The organism is Stenotrophomonas sp. 05L414_2, from assembly GCF_056397905.1.
This window is the reverse complement of the sequence record NZ_JBFTOJ010000074.1, coordinates 1-18,719: the sequence shown is the minus strand read 5'-3', so window position 1 is coordinate 18,719 and position 18,719 is coordinate 1. Positions and strand designations below refer to the sequence as shown.

The following is an 18,719-nucleotide window of genomic DNA, read 5'->3' as shown; positions in this document are numbered from 1 at the left end:
AAGGCGGACCCAACAGCCGCGCAGTAGATCCACGCCATGCGTGGATGTCTTCCGCCTGGATCAATCAGTTGCGGGCGCCATGGCGTTACCTGGAACTCGTGCGATTGCCCACAGAAGAAAACTCCAGACCATCAATATCAGCATGCGTGCCGCACAATGCCAAACCCGTTGCCGTCGGGTCGATCCCGCCGGATGAGACTCTCAGCGCACCTGCATGTTGCTCGATAGCCACTGTGCCTAGTTCGGACTGATGAATCAGCTTTCCGCCCTCTGGCTTCATGTGCAGCACAAAGGAGCAGACGTGCTGCATCGCCTGGGTACTGTGCAGCTAAACCCTGTAGCCCAGTGATTCTTCGACAATCGACAGGCTGTCCCTGAATCCATCGCGGCAACTACGCCCGCTGCCCGGTTCGGTACACAGATCGCTCGCCTGCGAATAGCTGCCTGCCCATGCCCCATCATCCCTGTTGCCTCCCCACGCCATCTGCAGCACCGAGGCTTGGAAGAGCAGCGGGAGGCACAGCAGCCTTACAGAGGGATTGTTCTTCATTCAGCTTGCATCTCCGGATAGGCGTCCTTTGCCGCCCACCCTACTCGGCAACGCCGGCCAGCGGCCGGCACTACCGGTGCACTCAGAACGCGTTGATCCCGGTCAGCTCACGTCCGATCACCAGCTGGTGCACGGTTTCGGTGCCTTCATAGGTGATCACCGATTCCAGGTTCAGCGCATGGCGGATCGCCACGTGCTCGGTGGTGATGCCGGCGCCACCCAGCAGATCGCGACACTCGCGGGCGATGTCGATCGCCATGCGGCAGTTGTTCCACTTGGCCAGGCTGACCTGCTGCGGTTGCACCTGCCCGGCTTCCTTCAGTCGGCCGAGCTGCAACGCCAGCAGCTGCGCCATGGTGATGCGCCGGGCCATGTCGGCCAGCTTGATCTGCGCGCTCTGCGTGGCCGCCAGCGGACGGCCGAACAGCACGCGCTCCTTGGCATACCCCAGCGCTTCATCCAGGCAGGCGATGGCCGAGCCGATCGGGCCCCAGCTGATGCCGAAACGCGCCTGGGTCAGGCAGCCCAGCGGCCCCTTCAGCCCCTTCACGTTCGGCAGGCGGTGGCTGTCGGGTACGCGTACGTCGTCGAAGAACAGCGCGCCGGTCAGCGACGCGCGCAGGCTCATCTTGTGCTTGATTTCCTGGGTGGTGAAGCCGGGCATGCCCTTCTCCAGCACGAAGCCCTGGATGCCGTCTTCGGTCTGTGCCCAGACGATGGCCAGGTCGGCCACCGGCCCGCTGGTGATCCACATCTTGCTGCCGTTGATGCGCCAGTCGCTGCCATCGCGCACCGCGCGGGTCTTCATGCTGGCCGGGTCGGAACCGCCATGTGCCTCGGTCAGGCCGAAACAGCCGATCAATTCGCCGCGCGCCATCGCCGGCAACCATTGCCGGCGCTGTTCTTCGCTGCCGTAAGCAAAGATCGGGTACATGCACAGCGAGCTCTGCACCGACACGAAGCTGCGCAGGCCCGAATCGCCGCGCTCCAGCTCCTGGCAGATCAGCCCGTAACTYACCGCCCCCATGTCGCCGCCGCCGTACTCACCCGGCAGCGTGGCACCGAGCAGGCCCAGCGCGGCGATCTCCGGCACCAGTTCCGACGGGAACCGTGCCTGGTCGAAGGCATCACCGATGATCGGCAGCACGCGCTCGTTGGTGAAGCGGGCCACGCTCTCCTGTACCGCGCGCTCTTCCTCGCTGAGCAGGGAACGGACATCGAACAGGTCGTACGGATCCAAAGCCATGGCACTCACACGCAGTCGGGACTGCCGCCATTGTCGGCCATCCGGGCGGAGTTGGTGTGCGGGTAGAGGCCGACCTTGGTCGGCGCTGGTGTTTCCGCTCACGCCAACCAAGGTTGGCACCTGCCAGACCACGCGCATTACGCTGCATTGCAGCAATTGCGATGTGAACATCGGCGATCTAGCTCGATCACGCCCGTCCCGGTACCCTGACACATTCAAACAACCGTTTCGCCCGTGGCTGCACGCGCGATTCCCAGGCAACCGCCGGTGGCCCCGATGCCGGCACTACCCACGAGTCATGCAATCGATGAGTGCTGAAGCCAACGCCCTGCCCCAGCGTGAAGTCATGGAATTCGACGTGGTCGTCGTCGGTGCCGGCCCGGCCGGCCTGGCCACCGCGATCCGCCTGCGCCAACGTGCGATCGACGCCGGCCGCGAACTGTCGGTATGCGTGCTGGAGAAGGGCTCCGAACCCGGCGCGCACGTGCTGTCCGGCGCGGTGATGGACCCGCGCGCGCTGACCGAACTGTTCCCGGACTGGGCCGAGCGCGGCGCACCGCTGAAGCAGAAGGTCACCCGCGACGAGTTCCTGTTCCTCAGCGAGACCGGCGCGCGCACCACCCCGCACGCGCTGTTGCCCGAGTGCTTCCACAACGAAGGCAACTACATCATCAGCCTGGGCGAAGTCACCCGCTGGCTGGCGCAGCAGGCCGAGGCGCTGGAAGTGGCGATCTTCCCCGGCTTCGCCGCCGCCGAAGTGCTGTACGGCGATGACGGTGCGGTGATCGGCGTGGCTACCGGCGACATGGGCATCGAAAAGGACGGCACGATCGGTCCGGCCTTCGAGCGCGGCATGGCCCTGCATGCGAAGTACACGGTGTTCGCCGAAGGCGCGCGCGGCCACCTCGGCCGCCAGCTGATCAGCCGTTTCAAGCTGGACGAAGGCAAGGATCCGCAGGCCTACGGCATCGGCATCAAGGAACTGTGGCAGATCGACCCGGCCAAGCATGAGCCGGGCCTGGTGGTGCACGCCGCCGGCTGGCCGCTGGATACCGATACCTACGGCGGTGCCTTCCTGTACCACGCCGACGGCGGCAAGGTCGCCATCGGCTACGTGGTCGGCCTGGACTACAAGAACCCCTGGCTGAGCCCGTTCGAGGAATTCCAGCGCTTCAAGACCCATCCGTCGATCCGCAAGCATCTGGAAGGCGGCACCCGCATCGGCTACGGCGCGCGTGCGATCACTGCGGGCGGCCTGATGTCGCTGCCCAAGACCGTGTTCCCGGGCGGCGCGCTGGTTGGCTGCGAAGCCGGCTACCTCAACGTCAGCCGCATCAAGGGCAGCCACGCCGCGATCAAGACCGGCATGCTGTGCGCCGATGCCGCCTTCGACGCGCTGGTGGCCGATCGCCAGCACGATGAGCTCAGCGCCTACCCGGCCGCCTTTGAAACCAGCTGGCTGCACGACGAACTGAAGCTGTCCAAGAACTTCAAGCAGTGGTTCAAGAAGGGCCAGACCGTGGCCACGCTGATGACCGGCATCGAGCAGTGGCTGCTGCCGAAGCTGGGCGTGCGCAACCCGCCGTGGACCCTGCGCCACAGCATCCCGGACCACGCCTGCCTGGAGCCGGCATCCAAGCACACGCGCATTGCCTATCCCAAGCCCGATGGCGTGCTGACCTTCGACCGCCTCAGCTCGGTGTTCCTCAGCAGCACCAACCACGACGAGAACCAGCCCAGCCACCTGACGCTGAAGGATGCGAGCATCCCGGTGAAGGTGAACCTGGCCGAGTACGCCGGTCCGGAAGCGCGCTACTGCCCGGCGGGCGTGTACGAATTCGTCGGCGACGGCAACGATGCGCGGCTGCAGATCAACGCGCAGAACTGCGTGCACTGCAAGACCTGCGACATCAAGGATCCGACCCAGAACATCGTCTGGGTGACCCCGCAGGGCGGCGGCGGCCCGAACTACTCCGGCATGTGACCGGCGATGGGGCTGCGACGGCCGGTCGCAGCCCCACGGCGCGTGCGCCCGTTATCCTGCTCGCCCATGCGTGCCCTTCGTCTGCTTCCCGCTGTTGCCACGATCCTGGTCGCCAGTGCGTGCCAGCGCCCGCCCGCTGCGCCCAGCACGCCCGAACAAGCGCGCCAGCAGGCGATGCAGCGCGCGTTCGAACTGTGCGCGGGCTGCCATACCGTCAATGCCGGCGGCATCCACCGCTTCGGTCCCAACCTGCATGGGGTGATCGGCCGCCGTGCGGGCAGCCTGCCCGACTACGCATACTCGCAGGGCATGCGCCGCGCCGACTTCGTCTGGAGTGCGCAGACCCTGGACACCTTCCTGCAGTCGCCCACCCATCTGGTACCCGGCACGCGCATGTACAACGCCTTCCCGAGCGCCGAGCGTCGCGCGCTGGTGATCGCTTACCTGCAGGAGCACGCGGCTCAGTGAGCCAGGCGCTGCAGCTGGTGCTGCAGGTGCGCCACGAACTGCCCGGCGTCGGCAACCGCCGATGCGACCTCTGCATCGCCCGCGGCCTGCAACCGTTCCACCAGCGCGTTGGCGCGATCGGCCAGGCCGCGTGCACCCACCGCCCCCAGCGCACCGGCCTGCCGATGCAGGTGCAGCGCGGCCGTCACCCGGTCGCCTTCGTGCAGCGCGCGCTGCAGGGCCGCGATGTCCTCGTTGCTGGCCTTGACCAGGCTGTCGTGCAGCTGCCGGGCGATCTCGCGCGAACCGAAGCGCCGTTGCAGGGTCGCCAGGTCGGGTAGCCCCTCGTCGCCCTCGGGCTCATCGTCGCTGTCCACCGCGGCCTGGTCATCTTCAGCACCCTCGGCGCGCGGCAACCAGCGCAGCAGCGCTTGCCGCAGCGTCGCCAGCGACAATGGCTTGGCCAGCACGTCGTCCATGCCGGCTTCGCGGCAGCGGCGTGCGTCATCGTCAAGCACGCTGGCGGTCAGCGCCAACACCGGCATCCGCGGCTGGCCGTTGCGCCCCTCGCGCTCGCGCAGCAGGCGGGTGAAACCAAATCCATCCAGCACCGGCATGCGGCAGTCGGTGATGACCAGATCGAAGGATTCCTCCGCCAGCCGGTCCAATGCCTGCTGCCCGTCATCAACCAGCACATGCGGCACGCCCAGCTGCTGCAGGCGCCAGGCCATCATCGCCTGGTTGGTGGGATGGTCTTCAATGATCATCACCCGTGCCTGGCGCAGATCAGGGGGCAGCAGCGCGATCTGCTGGTGCTCGGCCTGCAGCGCGATCACATCCTCGCTGCGCGCCTCCACCAGCGACAGCAGCACGTCAACCCGCGTTCCTTCGCCCAGCGTGCTTTCCAGCTTCAGTTCGCCGTCCATCTTCTGCACCAGGCGCCGGCAGATGCTCAGGCCCAGCCCGGTGCCCCCATGGTCGCGCTGGATGTACGCACCGGCCTGGGTGAAGGGTTCGAACAGGGTCGGCAGCTGCTCCGGCGCGATGCCGATGCCGGTGTCGGTGACGCTCAGGCGCAGCGGCTGGCTGCCATCCTCGGCAGTAGGCCCCAACACTTCCAGCTGCAGCCGCACCGAGCCCTTCACGGTGAACTTGATGGCATTGCTGAGCAGGTTGAACACGATCTGGCGCAGGCGCACGCCGTCCACCTCATGGGCCTGTGCCAGCTGTTCGTCAATGTCCAGCTGCAGGTCCAGGCCACGCGCCGTGGCCTGCGGCAACAACAGTCGATGCACACCCTCCAGCAGTGGCCGCACCGGCAGCGGCACCGGCTCCAGGCGCAGCGCGCCCGCTTCCATCCGCGAATAGTCGAGGATGTCGTCGAGGATCTGCCGCAGCATCTGCGCCGAGTCTTCGATCACGCCGAGGATGCGTTGCTGTTCGGCGTCCAGCGGCGAATGCGCCAGCACTTCCAGCATGCCCAGCACACCGCTCATCGGTGTGCGGATTTCATGGCTCATGGTGGCCAGGAAGCGCGATTTCGCTGCTGCAGCCTGCTCGGCTTCGACCATCGCCGCGGCCAGCGCGTCGGCCTGCGCGCGCGCTTGGCTCACGTCCACCCAGTAACCACTCCAGGTTACCGCGCCTGCTTCCGTTGAATACGGGTGCGCCTGGCTGCGCACCCAGCAGGGCGCGCTTCCGTCGCGGTGGATACGGAACTCGAAGGACAGCGGGGCGAAATTGCGTGCCGCCCGTTCCATCGCACGCAGCACCTTTTCGCGGTCGTCGGCATCGATGCATGCCAGCAGCGCCTGYCCGTCCGACTCCGCCTGCTGCCGGCTGATGCCGAACATCGACTGCACATCGCCGGCAATGAAGGGGAAGCTCAGGGTGCCGTCCGCTTCGCGGCGGGCCTGGTAGACGATGGCAGGCAGGTTGTCGGTCACCTCGGCCAGGCGCTGCTCCAGCTCGCGACGGCCAGCCACTTCGCGGCGCAACCGCCAGTGCCCCAGCCCATGCATTGCCACAGCAGTGGTCAGCACCAGCAGCAGGGGAAGGCCCCAGCGCAGCAGGGTGCGCCAGTCCACTCCATCGCGGTATTCCACCGACAACCAATCGCCGCGCAGGGCCTCGCGCCGGCGCGGCCCCATCTGCAGCAGCAGGCGGTCGAAGGTGGTGGCCAATGCCGCATGGCGACGCTCCACCGCCAGCGCCAGCTGGTCGTTGAACCCGGCTGGCGCGGCCAGTTGCAGGCGCCCCGGGAAGCGGTTGCGCAGCAGCTGGTCGACCAGCGCCAGGTTGCCCACGTAGGCATCAGCCTCGCCATCTGCCAGGCGTTGCAGGGCCTGCTCGGCGCTGCGCGCGGCGACGATCTTCACCGACGGTGCCTGATGCTGCACGTAGCCACGGATGCGCTCGGGATCGGACAACAGCACGCGCTTGCCGTCCAGGTCCGACAGACCCAGCATCGACGGACTGTCAGTGCGGGTGACAATCACATTGGGAACGGTGATGAAGGGCTGGCTGAACACCCATTCCGGCCCGAGATAGTTCGAATCGGAGGGAATGCCGATCACCGCCTGCAGTTCTCCGCGACGCGCCTTCTCGCGCACCTCATACCAGTCATGGCTGTTTTCAACCTGCAGGTTGGCGCCGGCCTGCAGCAGGCGCTGCAGGTATTCGTTGGTCAGGCCACTGGGCTTGCCATTCCTGTCGGCAAACGACAGCGGCGCGGCGTTGGGCGCAAAGCCGATCTTCAAGGGTTGCTGCAGCACGCGTTTCTCGGCCTGGCTCAATGCCAGCTGCGCCGACGCCGACCACTGCGGCGGTGGCAGCCAGCGCTGCGCGAGGGCGTCACGCTGCGCTTCGCTGACGGCGGCAAGCGCCAGGTCCAGTGCTTCGGACAACGGCTGTTTGCTGTTGGGCACACCGAAATGCAACTGCTCCGGGGGCAGATCGCTGGGCCGCAGCAACGCCACACCCTTCAACCCGTTGGAGGCGATCAGTTCCGTCGCCACGTAGGCATTGCCGATGAAAATGTCGGCTTTGTCGTCTCTGACCATACGCAAGGCCGTCAGCGTGTTGTCTGCGACAAGTTGTCGTGCCCTTGGGAACCGCGCACGCACCTGCGGTCCGGTCATGAAGTCCTGCTCGACCACAACGCGCAGGCCATCCAGATCAGGTGCCTCCGAAGCACGCAGGTCCTGAGGACGTCCAACCATGGCCAGCGGTGCTTCGGCATAGGCGGCGGTATAGACCATGCAACGGGTACGCTCGGCGCTGAGCGCGATGTTCATCACCACGTCGATTTCGCCGCGACATGCCGCATCCAGCACGGAGGGCCAGTCCGCAAAACGGCGCGTCTCCACCTTCAGGCCAAGCTGCCGGGCCGAAAGCGTCAGGTAGTCCGGGCCGAGGCCCACCTGCTTCCCGTCCTGGATCGACTCAAAAGGAGGCCAGCCACTGTCATACTGTCCAACAACGACAACAGGATGTGCGGCCAGGTACTCGCGCTGCAGGGGGCTGAGCGGCAACGGCCCCGGCGTGGACGCAGGCTGGGCCAGCGCCGGCAGCGCCAGCAGGGTCGTCAACAGGATCAGTCCACGAGCCGCCCAGCTGCGCATCTGCAACGATCTCCTGGAAGTCCTGCCAGGGACCGCGACGGTCGCGGTCCGGCGTGCCGGTGGCCATACTAGAGCATGACCTTGCGCATCATCATCGCAGACGATCACCCCGTGGTCCGCATCGGTACCCGCGCCGTCATCGAATCCAGCGGCGTTGGCCGAGTCGTTGGCGAGGCCGACAACGCCCAGGCGCTGATGACCCTGCTGACGACCCAGCCCTGCGACCTGCTGGTCACCGACTACTCGATGCCTGGCAGCCCGCAGGCCGATGGCTTCGCCATGATCGGCATGATCCGCCGCCGCCATCCCGACCTGCCGGTGCTCATGCTCAGCGTCTCCAACAACCTGGCGATCCTGCGCATGGTGCTCGACAGCGGCGTGCTCGGCCTGGTCGACAAGAGTTCGTCGATGGAAGAACTGCCGCAGGCGATCCAGGCGGTCTATCGCGGCCAGTCCTACATCAGCCGCAGCCTGCGCGAGCGGGTGGAGGAAGCCGGCAGCTGGCGCATGCGCGAGGGTGACGGCAAGCCGTTGTCGCCGCGCGAAGTGGAGGTGCTGCGGCTGCTCGGCACCGGCATGACGGTCAAGGAAATCTCGCTGCAGCTGCACAAGAGCGTCAGCACCATCAGCCGCCAGAAGGGTGACGCCATGCTCAAGCTCGGGCTGAAGGGCGACGCGGAGCTGTTCGACTACCTGCGCGACGGCAGGATCTGAGACACCGTTCGCAGTTCTCTGACGGGAGGCTCCTCCCTGCCCCCTGTGATCGCCGTCGCATCTGTGCCATCATCCGCGTCGATGGGTTTTCCTATGCGAGGTCGAAGGAATCGACCGGCTCATCACGACGTTCCCCCTCATCGAGGGCGGGGCGTGTTCTGCGTTGGCCTTCCTGCCCGACGCCCGCAAACCATGGAGAGGTGCATGAAGATCCTTCCGGAATCCCGCTTGGCCCGTGTCCGCCCACGCCTGTGTGCGACGTTCGCCGGCCTGCTCGTTGCGCTGCTTGCCAGTGCCTGCACCCCCTCGCCTTCGACCGCGTCACCACAGGGCGCCACCGCGCCACGACAGGATGTTGCCCCGATGCAGAGCTCCGCCACACCCGCCACCACGGCCACCGCCACGCCCCCCGATGCCGGCAGCGTGCTGTATTTCATCTACGACGTCGACGGCGATGGCGCCGTTTCGTATGAAGTAGCCAATGGCAGTGTCGCCACCTTCTGGTTCGGCCATGCCTTCGAACTGGCCGGCACCCGCTATTACACCGGCTTTGCCTGGAACACACCGCAGAAGTACGGCAAGCCCGGCGAAGACGAAGCCGGTCCGGACAGCCAGGTCACCCTGACCGAGGCCACCTTCACCCTGACAGGCGACAAGCCGGATCGTCCCTGGGTGTTCAAGGGCGCCGAACCGTGGATCGGTACCGTCGGCGCCTATGGCACCGCGCCGGACATCGACAGCAAGCGCAAGCCGCTGGAATACCGCACTCCGGCCGGCAAGCTGGTGCTGGCGGTGCCGACCAGCACCTTCGCTACCGGTACCAGCATCGAAAGCTACACCGTGCTGGTATTCAACCCGGACTACGAGAAGTCCGAAGACGGCCAGGTCTGGGCCAGCGCGGGCACGGTGATCACCGGCGAAGACAATTCAGCCGCCTGCGACGAGGGCCAGGTGATGCCGTGCGTCAGCAACCGGGGCGCACTGGCCTTCAGCGCCGTCGCCGGCAGCGACCTGCCCACCATCACCGTCACCGCCACCGGCACCACCATTTCCGGCCCGGGCCAGACCCGTGCGCTGGGTGCGGCCGACGCGCGCCAGTACCACTACGACGCCGCCCGCAAGGCCTACGTCGAAAAGTAAGACGCACCACCCCGCAGCACCTGTTGACCGACATGTTGAAGACTCACGGATGAGTCCGGTTGGCGTATCGCGGCAAAGGCCGCTCCATCAACCCCAGAGGAAGTGTCATGGCACAACGTGACTACAGCAAAAAGGAAGTTCTCGACATCATCGAGCAGGTTGCACAGCGCAAGGGCATCGCCAGCGAGGACTTCCTGCGCTTTGCCCACATCGAGACCGGTGGCCGCTTCAACGAGCGCGCGCACAACGACAAGACCGATGCCAAGGGCCTGTTCCAGTTCCTGCCGTCGTCGGCCAGGCAGTACGGCCTGACCGGCCACGAGTACGACCCGACCCGCAACACCGAAGCGGCAGCGGAGATGTTCAAGCGCAACCTGGTGGACATGGAAAAGCGCCATGACCGCACCGGCCATCCCTACCTGTCCGGTGATGACAAGCCGAGCGGCCTTGACCTGTATCTGGCACACCAGCAGGGTGCCGCCGGCTACGGTTCGATCCAGACCGCGATCGCCACCGGCACGTTCGGCGTGGTGCGCGACGGCCACGGCGATCCGATCAACATGCGCCCGCGCATCATGGGCCAGATCGGCAGTGACGTCGAAGCGCTGACCGGGCATACGCGCGCCGAGATGCGCACGATGAATGATCGTGACCTGGCCAGCACCTTCGCCCAGTACTACGACCGCAAGTACGACGCGATCAGCATCCCGGAAAAGAACATCGCGCCGATCACCGAGGCCCAGGCGCGTCCGGCGCCGGTGCAGGCCGCACCGACGCAGACCGTGACCCCCGCCGCGCAGGCGGCCGTCGCCGCCGGTGCCGCAGCCATCGCCGCCACCGCCACGGCTGCTGCCGCCAAGCCCGATGCACCCGGCATTTCGCTGGATGCGGCCTACAACGCCGGCGTGAAGTACGACAACGTCAAGTACGCGATCAACATCGAATCCAGCCAGTACTACCGTGGCAAGGGTGTCACCGGCAAGAACGTCGAGCAAGGCTACATCGACTGCTCCGGCTGGGTCGGCACGATGCTCAACAAGACCCAAGATGAGATCAACCAGAAGGCCGGCCATGCGGTGTTCGCCGACGCCGACAAGATCAAGCTGGGCTTCGCCGGCTCCGGCGGTATCGTGCATGACGCCTACAAGGACTCCGGCGTGCTGCTCAAGCGCGACGACATCCTCAAGCCGGGTGCGCTGAAGGAAGGCATGGTGATCGGCCTGGATACGGCCAAGACCAAGCACGAGCACTGGAACGGCATCGACCACATCGTGATGGTGGTGCGAGACCCGAACACCGACAAGCTGCTGATCAGCCAGTCCACCGGCAAGCTGGGCGTGCATACCATGCCGGTGGAGGATTACCTCAAGCAGGTAAAGGACCACCCCAACTGGGAGCTGTTCGCCTCCGATCCGCTGCACCAGGCACGCGATCTGCTGGAAAACCGCAGCCAGGCGCACGAGCAGGCGCAGGCCAAGGGCGCCGCCGAGCCGAAGCCGTCCCCGCAGGAAAAGCCGCAGACCAGCAACGAAGTGCATAAGCAGGGTGCGCACGGCGAGGATGTGCGCAGGGCGCAGGAACAGCTGGGCCACCTGGGGTATGTGGGTGCCGACGGCAAGCCGCTGGTCGAGGATGGAAAGTTCGGTCGCAACACCGAGGCTGCCGTGCGCCAGCTGCAGAAGGACAACGGTCTGGCAGTGGACGGCATCATCGGCCCGAAGACGCTGGATGCGATCAAGGACGCGCGCGAGCGCCCGCTGCTCAATGACGGGCGCCATCCGCAGAACCCGATGTACAACCAGGCCGTGAAGGGCATGGAAGGCCTGCCGGCAGGCACCTTCAAGGACCGCCATGCACTGGAGGCCGCCGCCGCTGCACTGACCAAGGAAGCGCAGGCCAGCGGCATGCAGCGCATCGATTCGGTGGTGCCCAGCACCAACGGCGAGCGCATGTTTGCCGTACAGGGCACCGCCGGTGACCCGGCTGCCTGCCGCGCGGCGGTGGACACCCGTGCGGCCAGCGAGCAGAGCATGGCACTCAGCAGTGGTGCGGTGCACGGTGCACCGAATGTCCTGCAGCAGCAGGACGCCCAGCAGGAGCAGGTGAAGCAGGCCCAGCGCGCCATGGGCCACTGAGCCAGGCCAGGCAGGGGAAACCATGGGAAGGGCCGCGTACTGCGGCCCTTTTCCTTTCTGGCAGCTGAGCGGCCGCCGCGCTTTCAGCCTCGCTTCATGCCGCCTGACGCTAGATGAATGCGCAAGCCGCACGGGGATCGCGCGCAATGTTCCGGCAATGTCCGGGCACCAGCGTGGTCCCTACGGCAGCCGGGGCGCCCAGCGCCCTCCCTGCCCACCGTGGCATGCACCTCACAGGAGAACCCAACATGCTCAGCACTTCCGCACTCAGCTTCCGTGGTCTGGCGATGGCCCTGGCACTTCTTGCCGGCGTGGCCGTGGTCAGTGATGCCAGCGCGATGTCGAGGAAGGACAAGCGCACCGTGGTCGGTGCCGTCGTCGGCGGCGTGGCGGGTCACCTGATCTCCAACGGCGACCCGGCTGCCACCGTCGGCGGCGCGGTTGCCGGCGGCGCCATCGGCAACCTGACCACCTCCGACCGCCATGATCGACGCTACGACGGGCGCTATGACCGTCGCTACGATCGCCGTTATGACCGTGGCTACAACCGCGGCTATGGCTACGACCGCCGCGATGACCGTCGCTGGCAGCGCGAGCGCCATGACAACCGCTACTACCACGACCGCGGCCGTCATCGCGGCTGGTAAGCGCGCCGGCCACAGGCCGCACGTGGCGTCCCTGACGGGCGGGTCGATGACCCGCCCGTTTGCGTCTGTGGCGTCCATGGCGTTGAATGCGCAGCCTTGGATGTTCCTCTACTCACCAGCGGCCGTGGCATGACTTCTTCCCCCCATCGCGTGCAGGGCCTCAACAACGACGAGGTCGTCGCCGACTGGCCGGCGATCGACGCGCAGGAGATCACCTGGCTGCGTGGCCACTTTCCGCAGCTGGGCGCGGACAGCACGCTGCGCTGGCACAGCCCGCGTCCGTTGTCGGCCGCGGCCATCGTCGACGGCACCGGCGGTCCGGTCTTCATCAAGCGCCACCACCACAGTGTGCGCAGCGCTGGAAGCCTGGAAGAAGAACACCGTTTCATCGCGCATCTGGCAACTGCCGGCATGCCGGTGGTGCAGGTGCTGGCCAGCAACGACGGCCGCACCGCACTCGAACACGGCCCGTGGACCTACGAACTGCATGCGGTGGGCGCCGGCAAGGACCTGTATCGCGAACTGCCGTCATGGTCACCACTGACCGACATCGCCCAGGCACACCAGGCAGGAAGAATGCTGGCCACGCTGCACCGCGCGGCCGCCAGCTACCACGCCCCGCAGCGCGGCACCCATCTGCTGGTGGCACGCGACGACCTGATCCGCGCCGATGACCCGATCGCCGCGCTGAACGCCGACCTCGGCAACCGCCCCGGGTTGGCCCGCTACCTGGCGCGCATTCCCTGGGAAGAACAGCTGCGCCGCGATGTGCTGCCGTGGCACCACGGCCTGGCCGCGCGCCTGCAGGACGAACCGCGGCTGTGGGCGCACAACGACTGGCACGTCTCCAACCTGCTGTGGAACGACGACGGCACGATTGCCACGGTGCTCGATTTCGGCCTGGCCTCGCCCACCAGCGCGCTGTTCGACCTGGCCACCGCGATCGAACGCAACGCGGTGGCCTGGCTGCAGCTGGAGCGCGGCACCGATGCTGTTCGCATCGACATCGCCCTGGCCCTGCTGGACGGCTATCGGCAGGAACTGCCGCTGTCGCCCACCCGCGTGCACCTGCTGGCCGACCTGCTGCCGATGGTGCATTTCGACTTCGCTCTGTCCGAAGTGGAGTATTTCGAGGGCGTCACCGGATCGACCGCGAACGCCGATGTGGCCTGGCAGCCGTTCATGCTCGGGCATCCGGCGTGGTTCGCCACGGCCCCCGGCCAGGCCCTGCTGGCGGCCCTGCACGCCGCCGCGTGAGCCGCGAGCCACCAAACACCCGGGGTACTCAGTAGACCGACGCCATGCGTCGATGATGCGCTCGGCCGGGGTCAGATCCCTTTCCGCTGGAAAGGGATCTGACCCCGGCTGAAGGGCGGTAGCTCGCAAATCCGTACCATTTGTAGTGAAATGGTCACCTGAAGCGGGGGTGCCTGGATCTGCCAGGCTGAGAGAGTCCCTTGGAACCTGATCCGGTTTGCACCGGCGTAGGGAGCTTTGAGCCGCAGCCACACCCCCGTCATGGGCCGGTGCACCTGCGCGCCGTCGCTTCGTCTCCCTTGTTGTCTGAAGACGAATCGAATGAACCGCTGCCTGCGCCCCACCCTGCTCGCCCTCGCCCTCTGCGCCGCCCTGCCGCTGTACGCCAGCGAGGCAGGCACCGACGCTGCTGATGCGCCCTCCTCGCCCACCGAACTGGCGGCGGTGCGCGTGCAGGCCGGCAAACCGAAGGCCGACACCTCGCGCGTCAACGCCTTCGGCGGCGGCTCCTGGAAGGACACCCCCGCCTCGGTGAACGTGCTGGAGCGCGACTACCTCGACCGCCGCCAGGTGCGTTCGCTGTCCGAGCTGGCCAGCAATGATGCCTCGCTGGGCGATGCCTATGCGCCGGTGGGCTACTACCAGAACATCGCCATCCGCGGCTTCGCGCTGGATGCGGCCACCGGCTACCGCTTCAACGGCATGTCCATCGCCGGCGAGCAGCGCCTGGCGCTGGAGAACATCCAGGAAGTGCAGATCCTCAAGGGCGAAGCCGGCCTCGCGGCTGGCGTGATGGCACCCGGCGGCATCATCAACTACGTGGGCAAGCGCCCGGCGGAAGTGCGTACGGTCACCCTGGGCACCGATTCGGAAGGCTCACGCTATGCAGCCGTGGATGTCGGCCACTGGCTGACCCCGCGCTTCGGCGTGCGTCTGAACGCCGCCTGGGATGCCAGTGATTCCTACGTCGAGCATGCCGACGGTCGCCGCAACTTCTATTCGCTGGCCACCGACTGGCTGATCGGCGAACACGGCAAGCTGGAAGTGGATGCCAACTACCAGACCAGCGCGCAGCGCTCGGTGTCCGGCTTCCAGCTGCTGGGCGCGCGCGACCTGCCACGCGGCGTCGACCGCGAACGCCTGCTCGGCTACCAGCCGTGGCAGCGGCCGGTGGACATTGCCAGCACCAACATTACCGCGCTGCACACCTATGACTTCAACGATGCGTGGCAGTCGCGCGTCTCGGTCGGCCACAGCCGTTCGGTGATCGATGACAACGTSGCCTTCGCCTACGGCTGCTACTACACCGCAGGGTGCGCAGACGGCAGCGTGCCGGGCAACTACTTCGCCCCCAACGGCGACTACGACATCTACGACTACCGCAGCCCGGATGACACCCGCCGCAACCAGCAGGCCCGTGCCGAACTGCGCGGCAGTTTCGAGACCGGCAGCGTCGGCCACCAGCTGAGCGTCGGCGCCGACTACTTCCGCCGCACCATCGACAAGCGCCCGAGCGTCAACGAGTACGTCGGCACCAGCAACATCCACGACGTGCAGGTGCCGGTGTTCGAGCCCTCGCCGAAGATGCCGGGTGCATCGGCACGGCGCCTGGACAGCCGGCAGACCGCGTTCTTCGCGCTGGACCGGATGAGCTTCGGCGATGACTGGCAGTGGCTGGCCGGCGGCCGCTTCGTGCGCCTGGACGAGCGCGCCTACGACAAGCGCAGCACGCCGCAGCGCCACAGCCGCCTGTCGCGCTTCCTGCCGCAGACCGCGCTGGTGTGGAAGGCCACCGACCAGCTCAACGCCTACGCCAGCTACGTGCGCGGCATTTCGCTGGGCCAGGAAGCACCGTTCTGGACGTCCAACGCCGATACCTTCCTGCCGTCGATGCAGTCGCGGCAGCTGGAAGTGGGCGTGAAGTACGTGCCAGTGGACGCCCTCACCCTGGGCGCGGCCGTGTTCCGCACCTCCCAGCCCTACCAGTACGCAAAGCCCGACGGCAGCGACGTTGGCTACACCTTCGTCGAAGAAGGCCAGCAGACCCATACCGGCCTGGAACTGACCGCCAACGGCCAGCTGACCGACGCGCTGCAGATCGTCGCCAGCGCCAGCGTGCTGCAGGCGCGCGCACGCGATACCGGCACCCCGGCCTATGAAGGCCATCAGCTGGTGAACGTGCCCAAGGTGCGCGCCAGCGTGCACCTGGCCTACGCGCTGCCGTTCGTTGAAGGCCTGGATGTGACGGGTGGCTGGCGCTATGCCTCCTCCAACGTGGCCCGCGCCGACGGCGGTGTGCGCGCACCGGACTACTCGGTGTTCGACGCCGGCCTGCGCTTCCAGCACCGCCTGCACGACCGTGCGGTCAGCTGGAACCTGTCGGTGGACAACCTGTTCAACCGCTTCTACTGGCGCGACACCGGCAGCAGCGGCGGTGACTACTACCTGTTCCCGGGTGCGCCGCGACAGGCGCGCCTGTCGGTGACGTTCGCGCTGTGAGCGGCGTCGCGCTCGAGTGGACTGCCGCGCTCTTCAGCATCCTCGGGGTGTGGCTGATGGCAAAGCGACGGCTGGCCGCGTGGCCGGTCGGCCTGCTGTCGGTCGCGCTGTACGGCGTGGTGTTCGCCGAAGCCAAGCTGTACTCGGACACGCTGCTGCAGGTTGCCTTTGGTGGCTTCCTGGTCTACGGCTGGATCAACTGGCGCCAGCACGCCGCCGATGAAGGCAGCATCCGCATCGTGCCGCTGGCGCGCGGCAAGCTGCTGCGCGACCTGGCCATCGGCCTGTGTGGCGGCGTGGCGCTTGGCGCCGGCATGCACACCTTCACCGATGCAGCGTTGCCGTGGCTGGACGCGATGCTGACCGCACTGAGCCTGGTCGGGCAATGGTGGCAGGCACGCCGGCACACGGCCTGCTGGTGGGTGTGGATCGTGGTGGACGTGGTCTACGTGGGCGCCTATCTGTTCAAATCGCTGCACGTGACTGCTGCGTTGTACGTGTTCTTCCTGGGCCTGGCATTGTTCGGGCTGCGGGCGTGGCGCGCCGCCGCGCGCGAGCCGCAGGCAGTACCTGCGCAGTAGAGCCACGCCATGCGTGGCTGCGTTTGGTAGATGCCGACCTTGGTCGGCAGGTGAGCGCCAACCAAGGTTGGCGTCTACCGATGCCCGGCATCCACGCATGGCGTGGATCTACTGGGTAAGGGTCAGCCCCAATCGCAGTGGCTGTCGCATGTCCTTCGGCGGCGCCGCCGGCAACGGCGTGGCCTGCAGCGCCGCACGCAGATCGGCATCGACCCGTGCATCACCCAGGCTGTCGAATTCCAGTTTCGAGATGGCGCCATCGCCGGCGATCCACACGCTCACCACCAACGGCGCCGGCGCATCGGGATGCTCCTGCAGCCAGGCCAGCAGGCGCTGCGCGTGCGGATCCTGCTCCTGCTGCAGACGCTGCTGCAACTCGCCGCTGACGGAGGCGGCATAGGCCATCCAATGCGCAGGCGCGTCCTGTGCGGACACGCTGGCGCTCCCCAGCGCCAACAGGCCCAGCAACCATGCCAACGGGCGCCAGCCACGGCGCGAGGTGCGCTTGTTGCCTGCAGAAGCCATCACCCACGTCTCCACGTCCATCCCAACGCGTCATGGTCGGCGCCGTAGATGACAGGCAGATGGCGGCGCAGTAGAGCCACGCCATGCGTGGCTGTTCCGGGCAACCGGTTGATCCATCCACGCATGGCGTGGATCTACCTGGCTGCCCCCACCCGGCGTGATCAGTCGCCCAGGTCGGCCAGCACCTTGCGCGAGGGCGCAAAGAAGGTGACGCCGGTGGTCGCGGTGGAGAAATCGAGGATGCGGTCATGCAGCGGCGCGGGATTGCCGATGAACATCCGCTCCAGCATCTTCTCGATCACCCACAGCCGACGCGTGTAGCCGATGAAGTAGGTGCCGTACTCGCCGCGCCCCGGATTGGCGAAGGGCATGTTGTCGCGCAGGATCTCGTGCTCGCCGTCGGCATCCTCGATGGTGCACAGCGTCTTGTGCGACTTCTGCGCGTCGGCCGGCGCGTCGTCCAGCTCGATGTTGTCGTGCTTGGTGCGGCCGATGATCGCCTCCTGCGCCTCGGTCTTCTGCGCACGCCAGGCATCGAGGTTGTGCAGGTACTTCTGCACCACCACGTAGCTGCCACCGGCATGGTCGGGATCCTCGTCGCCGACGATGGTCGCCTCCGGCAGTGACAGGCCTTCGGGGTTGGCCGTGCCGTCGACGAAATCGAGCAGGTCGCGGCCGTCGAAGTAGCGGAAACCGGCCACGTCATCCACCGCGCCCACCGCATCGCCGAAGGCCATCATCAGGTTGCGCTCGAAGGCCACGATCAGATCCATCGTGCGTGCACGGATGTGGTACAGCAGGTCGCCCGGCGTGGAGACCGCCGTGTGGGTCGCACCCTTCACTTCCTGGAAGGGCTTCAACTCGCGCGGCGGCGTACTGCCCACCAGCGGCGCCCACACGCGGTGGCCGATGGCCACGTTGCAGGTGAAGGTGCGCTCGATCTCGCGGATGGCGGTGTTCTTGATCAGGTCATCGGTGCTGGCCAGCACCTCGCGTACTTTCGCCAGCGACGCCGCATCGTCCTTCACCGTCAGCACCAGGAACGCAGCCGAATGGGTCAGCGGCGCGGTGATCTGCTGCGGCTCGTTGTCGAGCGTGTGGTTGAGGGCGGTGATGGGTGCGGGCTGGGCGTTCACGATGGTTCCTGCTGGCTTGAGGCGGGCACATCGCCTGCGGCGATGTGCGGGCGATCATAGCGGAACGACCTTGCCGGCGACGGAGCGGTTCTCAGTTCGCGGTGGTCAGCCGACGGGCGCCAGCCACTCATCGGCAAGCACCTGTGCCTGCAGCCCGCTGTCGGTGATCGAGTGCTGCGGCTGCTGCAACCACCACTCTCCGTGCCACTGCGGCCGCATGTGTCCGCGCAGGAAC

General features: G+C 66.9%; 13 protein-coding genes and 1 riboswitch. Of the genes, 9 read left to right on the top strand and 4 right to left on the bottom strand.

Annotated elements, in window-relative coordinates; all coding sequences use genetic code 11:
* Positions 1 to 632 precede the first annotated feature (632 nt).
* A complete protein-coding gene (locus AC1DJN_RS12135) occupies positions 633 to 1,796 on the bottom strand; it encodes an acyl-CoA dehydrogenase family protein (RefSeq protein WP_059063190.1) in 1,164 nt (387 codons plus the stop codon).
* Between the two features lie 307 nt (positions 1,797 to 2,103).
* Between AC1DJN_RS12135 and AC1DJN_RS12130 the strand changes: the two genes are divergently transcribed.
* Both AC1DJN_RS12130 and AC1DJN_RS12125 read left to right on the top strand, forming a co-directional pair.
* Positions 2,104 to 3,780, top strand: coding sequence for an electron transfer flavoprotein-ubiquinone oxidoreductase (locus tag AC1DJN_RS12130; RefSeq protein WP_032978093.1), 1,677 nt, complete (start codon positions 2,104 to 2,106; stop codon positions 3,778 to 3,780).
* A 66-nt stretch (positions 3,781 to 3,846) separates the two neighbouring features.
* Entirely contained in the window at positions 3,847 to 4,248 is a 402-nt protein-coding gene (locus AC1DJN_RS12125; RefSeq protein WP_442251521.1) for a c-type cytochrome, read from the top strand.
* Here the strand turns inward: AC1DJN_RS12125 and AC1DJN_RS12120 are convergent.
* Complete coding sequence (locus tag AC1DJN_RS12120) at positions 4,242 to 7,850, bottom strand: ATP-binding protein (protein ID WP_442251520.1); 3,609 nt, start codon at positions 7,848 to 7,850, stop codon at positions 4,242 to 4,244. The genes AC1DJN_RS12125 and AC1DJN_RS12120 overlap by 7 nt on opposite strands.
* 75 nt (positions 7,851 to 7,925) lie before the next feature.
* Here AC1DJN_RS12120 and AC1DJN_RS12115 point away from each other — a divergent pair, with 75 nt between their 5' ends.
* From AC1DJN_RS12115 to pnuC, 7 genes are all read left to right on the top strand, one after another.
* Entirely contained in the window at positions 7,926 to 8,564 is a 639-nt protein-coding gene (locus tag AC1DJN_RS12115; RefSeq protein ID WP_442251519.1) for a response regulator, read from the top strand.
* Positions 8,565 to 8,768: 204 nt separating this feature from the next.
* Positions 8,769 to 9,704: a hypothetical protein gene (locus AC1DJN_RS12110; protein WP_032978087.1), complete on the top strand. Its 936-nt coding sequence runs from the start codon at positions 8,769 to 8,771 to the stop codon at positions 9,702 to 9,704.
* Between the two features lie 107 nt (positions 9,705 to 9,811).
* On the top strand, positions 9,812 to 11,839 hold the full coding sequence (locus AC1DJN_RS12105; RefSeq protein WP_442251518.1) for an XVIPCD domain-containing protein: 2,028 nt from the start codon (positions 9,812 to 9,814) through the stop codon (positions 11,837 to 11,839).
* Positions 11,840 to 12,087: 248 nt separating this feature from the next.
* Positions 12,088 to 12,486, top strand: coding sequence for a glycine zipper 2TM domain-containing protein (locus tag AC1DJN_RS12100; RefSeq protein WP_025875877.1), 399 nt, complete (start codon positions 12,088 to 12,090; stop codon positions 12,484 to 12,486).
* Between the two features lie 129 nt (positions 12,487 to 12,615).
* Positions 12,616 to 13,743 (top strand): phosphotransferase enzyme family protein, encoded by a 1,128-nt coding sequence (locus tag AC1DJN_RS12095; protein ID WP_442251517.1) that lies wholly within the window; start codon positions 12,616 to 12,618, stop codon positions 13,741 to 13,743.
* A 155-nt stretch (positions 13,744 to 13,898) separates the two neighbouring features.
* Positions 13,899 to 13,994, top strand: a riboswitch (TPP riboswitch).
* A gap of 70 nt (positions 13,995 to 14,064) precedes the next feature.
* Positions 14,065 to 16,242 carry a TonB-dependent siderophore receptor gene (locus tag AC1DJN_RS12090; RefSeq protein ID WP_442251516.1) on the top strand — a complete coding sequence of 726 codons (2,178 nt, stop codon included), beginning with the start codon at positions 14,065 to 14,067 and terminating at the stop codon, positions 16,240 to 16,242.
* Positions 16,239 to 16,823, top strand: a complete 585-nt coding sequence (gene pnuC, locus AC1DJN_RS12085) for a nicotinamide riboside transporter PnuC (protein ID WP_313444015.1) — start codon at positions 16,239 to 16,241, stop codon at positions 16,821 to 16,823. Before AC1DJN_RS12090 ends, pnuC begins: the two co-directional genes overlap by 4 nt.
* A gap of 108 nt (positions 16,824 to 16,931) precedes the next feature.
* On the opposite strand, the gene AC1DJN_RS12080 is transcribed toward pnuC, so the two are convergent.
* Positions 16,932 to 17,348 (bottom strand): TonB C-terminal domain-containing protein, encoded by a 417-nt coding sequence (locus tag AC1DJN_RS12080; RefSeq protein ID WP_088100877.1) that lies wholly within the window; start codon positions 17,346 to 17,348, stop codon positions 16,932 to 16,934.
* A 161-nt stretch (positions 17,349 to 17,509) separates the two neighbouring features.
* Positions 17,510 to 18,484, bottom strand: a complete 975-nt coding sequence (locus AC1DJN_RS12075; protein ID WP_478013558.1) for a Dyp-type peroxidase — start codon at positions 18,482 to 18,484, stop codon at positions 17,510 to 17,512.
* Positions 18,485 to 18,719: the final 235 nt, after the last annotated feature.

Bases quoted from the DNA above. Each gene is read 5' to 3' on its own strand.
- AC1DJN_RS12095 (WP_442251517.1), top strand. From the start codon at position 12,616: ATGACTTCTTCCCCCCATCGCGTGCAGGGCCTCAACAACGACGAGGTC.
- AC1DJN_RS12080 (WP_088100877.1), bottom strand. From the start codon at position 17,348: ATGGCTTCTGCAGGCAACAAGCGCACCTCGCGCCGTGGCTGGCGCCCG.
- AC1DJN_RS12115 (WP_442251519.1), top strand. From the start codon at position 7,926: ATGACCTTGCGCATCATCATCGCAGACGATCACCCCGTGGTCCGCATC.
- AC1DJN_RS12130 (WP_032978093.1), top strand. From the start codon at position 2,104: ATGAGTGCTGAAGCCAACGCCCTGCCCCAGCGTGAAGTCATGGAATTC.
- AC1DJN_RS12105 (WP_442251518.1), top strand. From the start codon at position 9,812: ATGGCACAACGTGACTACAGCAAAAAGGAAGTTCTCGACATCATCGAG.
- AC1DJN_RS12110 (WP_032978087.1), top strand. From the start codon at position 8,769: ATGAAGATCCTTCCGGAATCCCGCTTGGCCCGTGTCCGCCCACGCCTG.
- AC1DJN_RS12125 (WP_442251521.1), top strand. From the start codon at position 3,847: ATGCGTGCCCTTCGTCTGCTTCCCGCTGTTGCCACGATCCTGGTCGCC.
- AC1DJN_RS12100 (WP_025875877.1), top strand. From the start codon at position 12,088: ATGCTCAGCACTTCCGCACTCAGCTTCCGTGGTCTGGCGATGGCCCTG.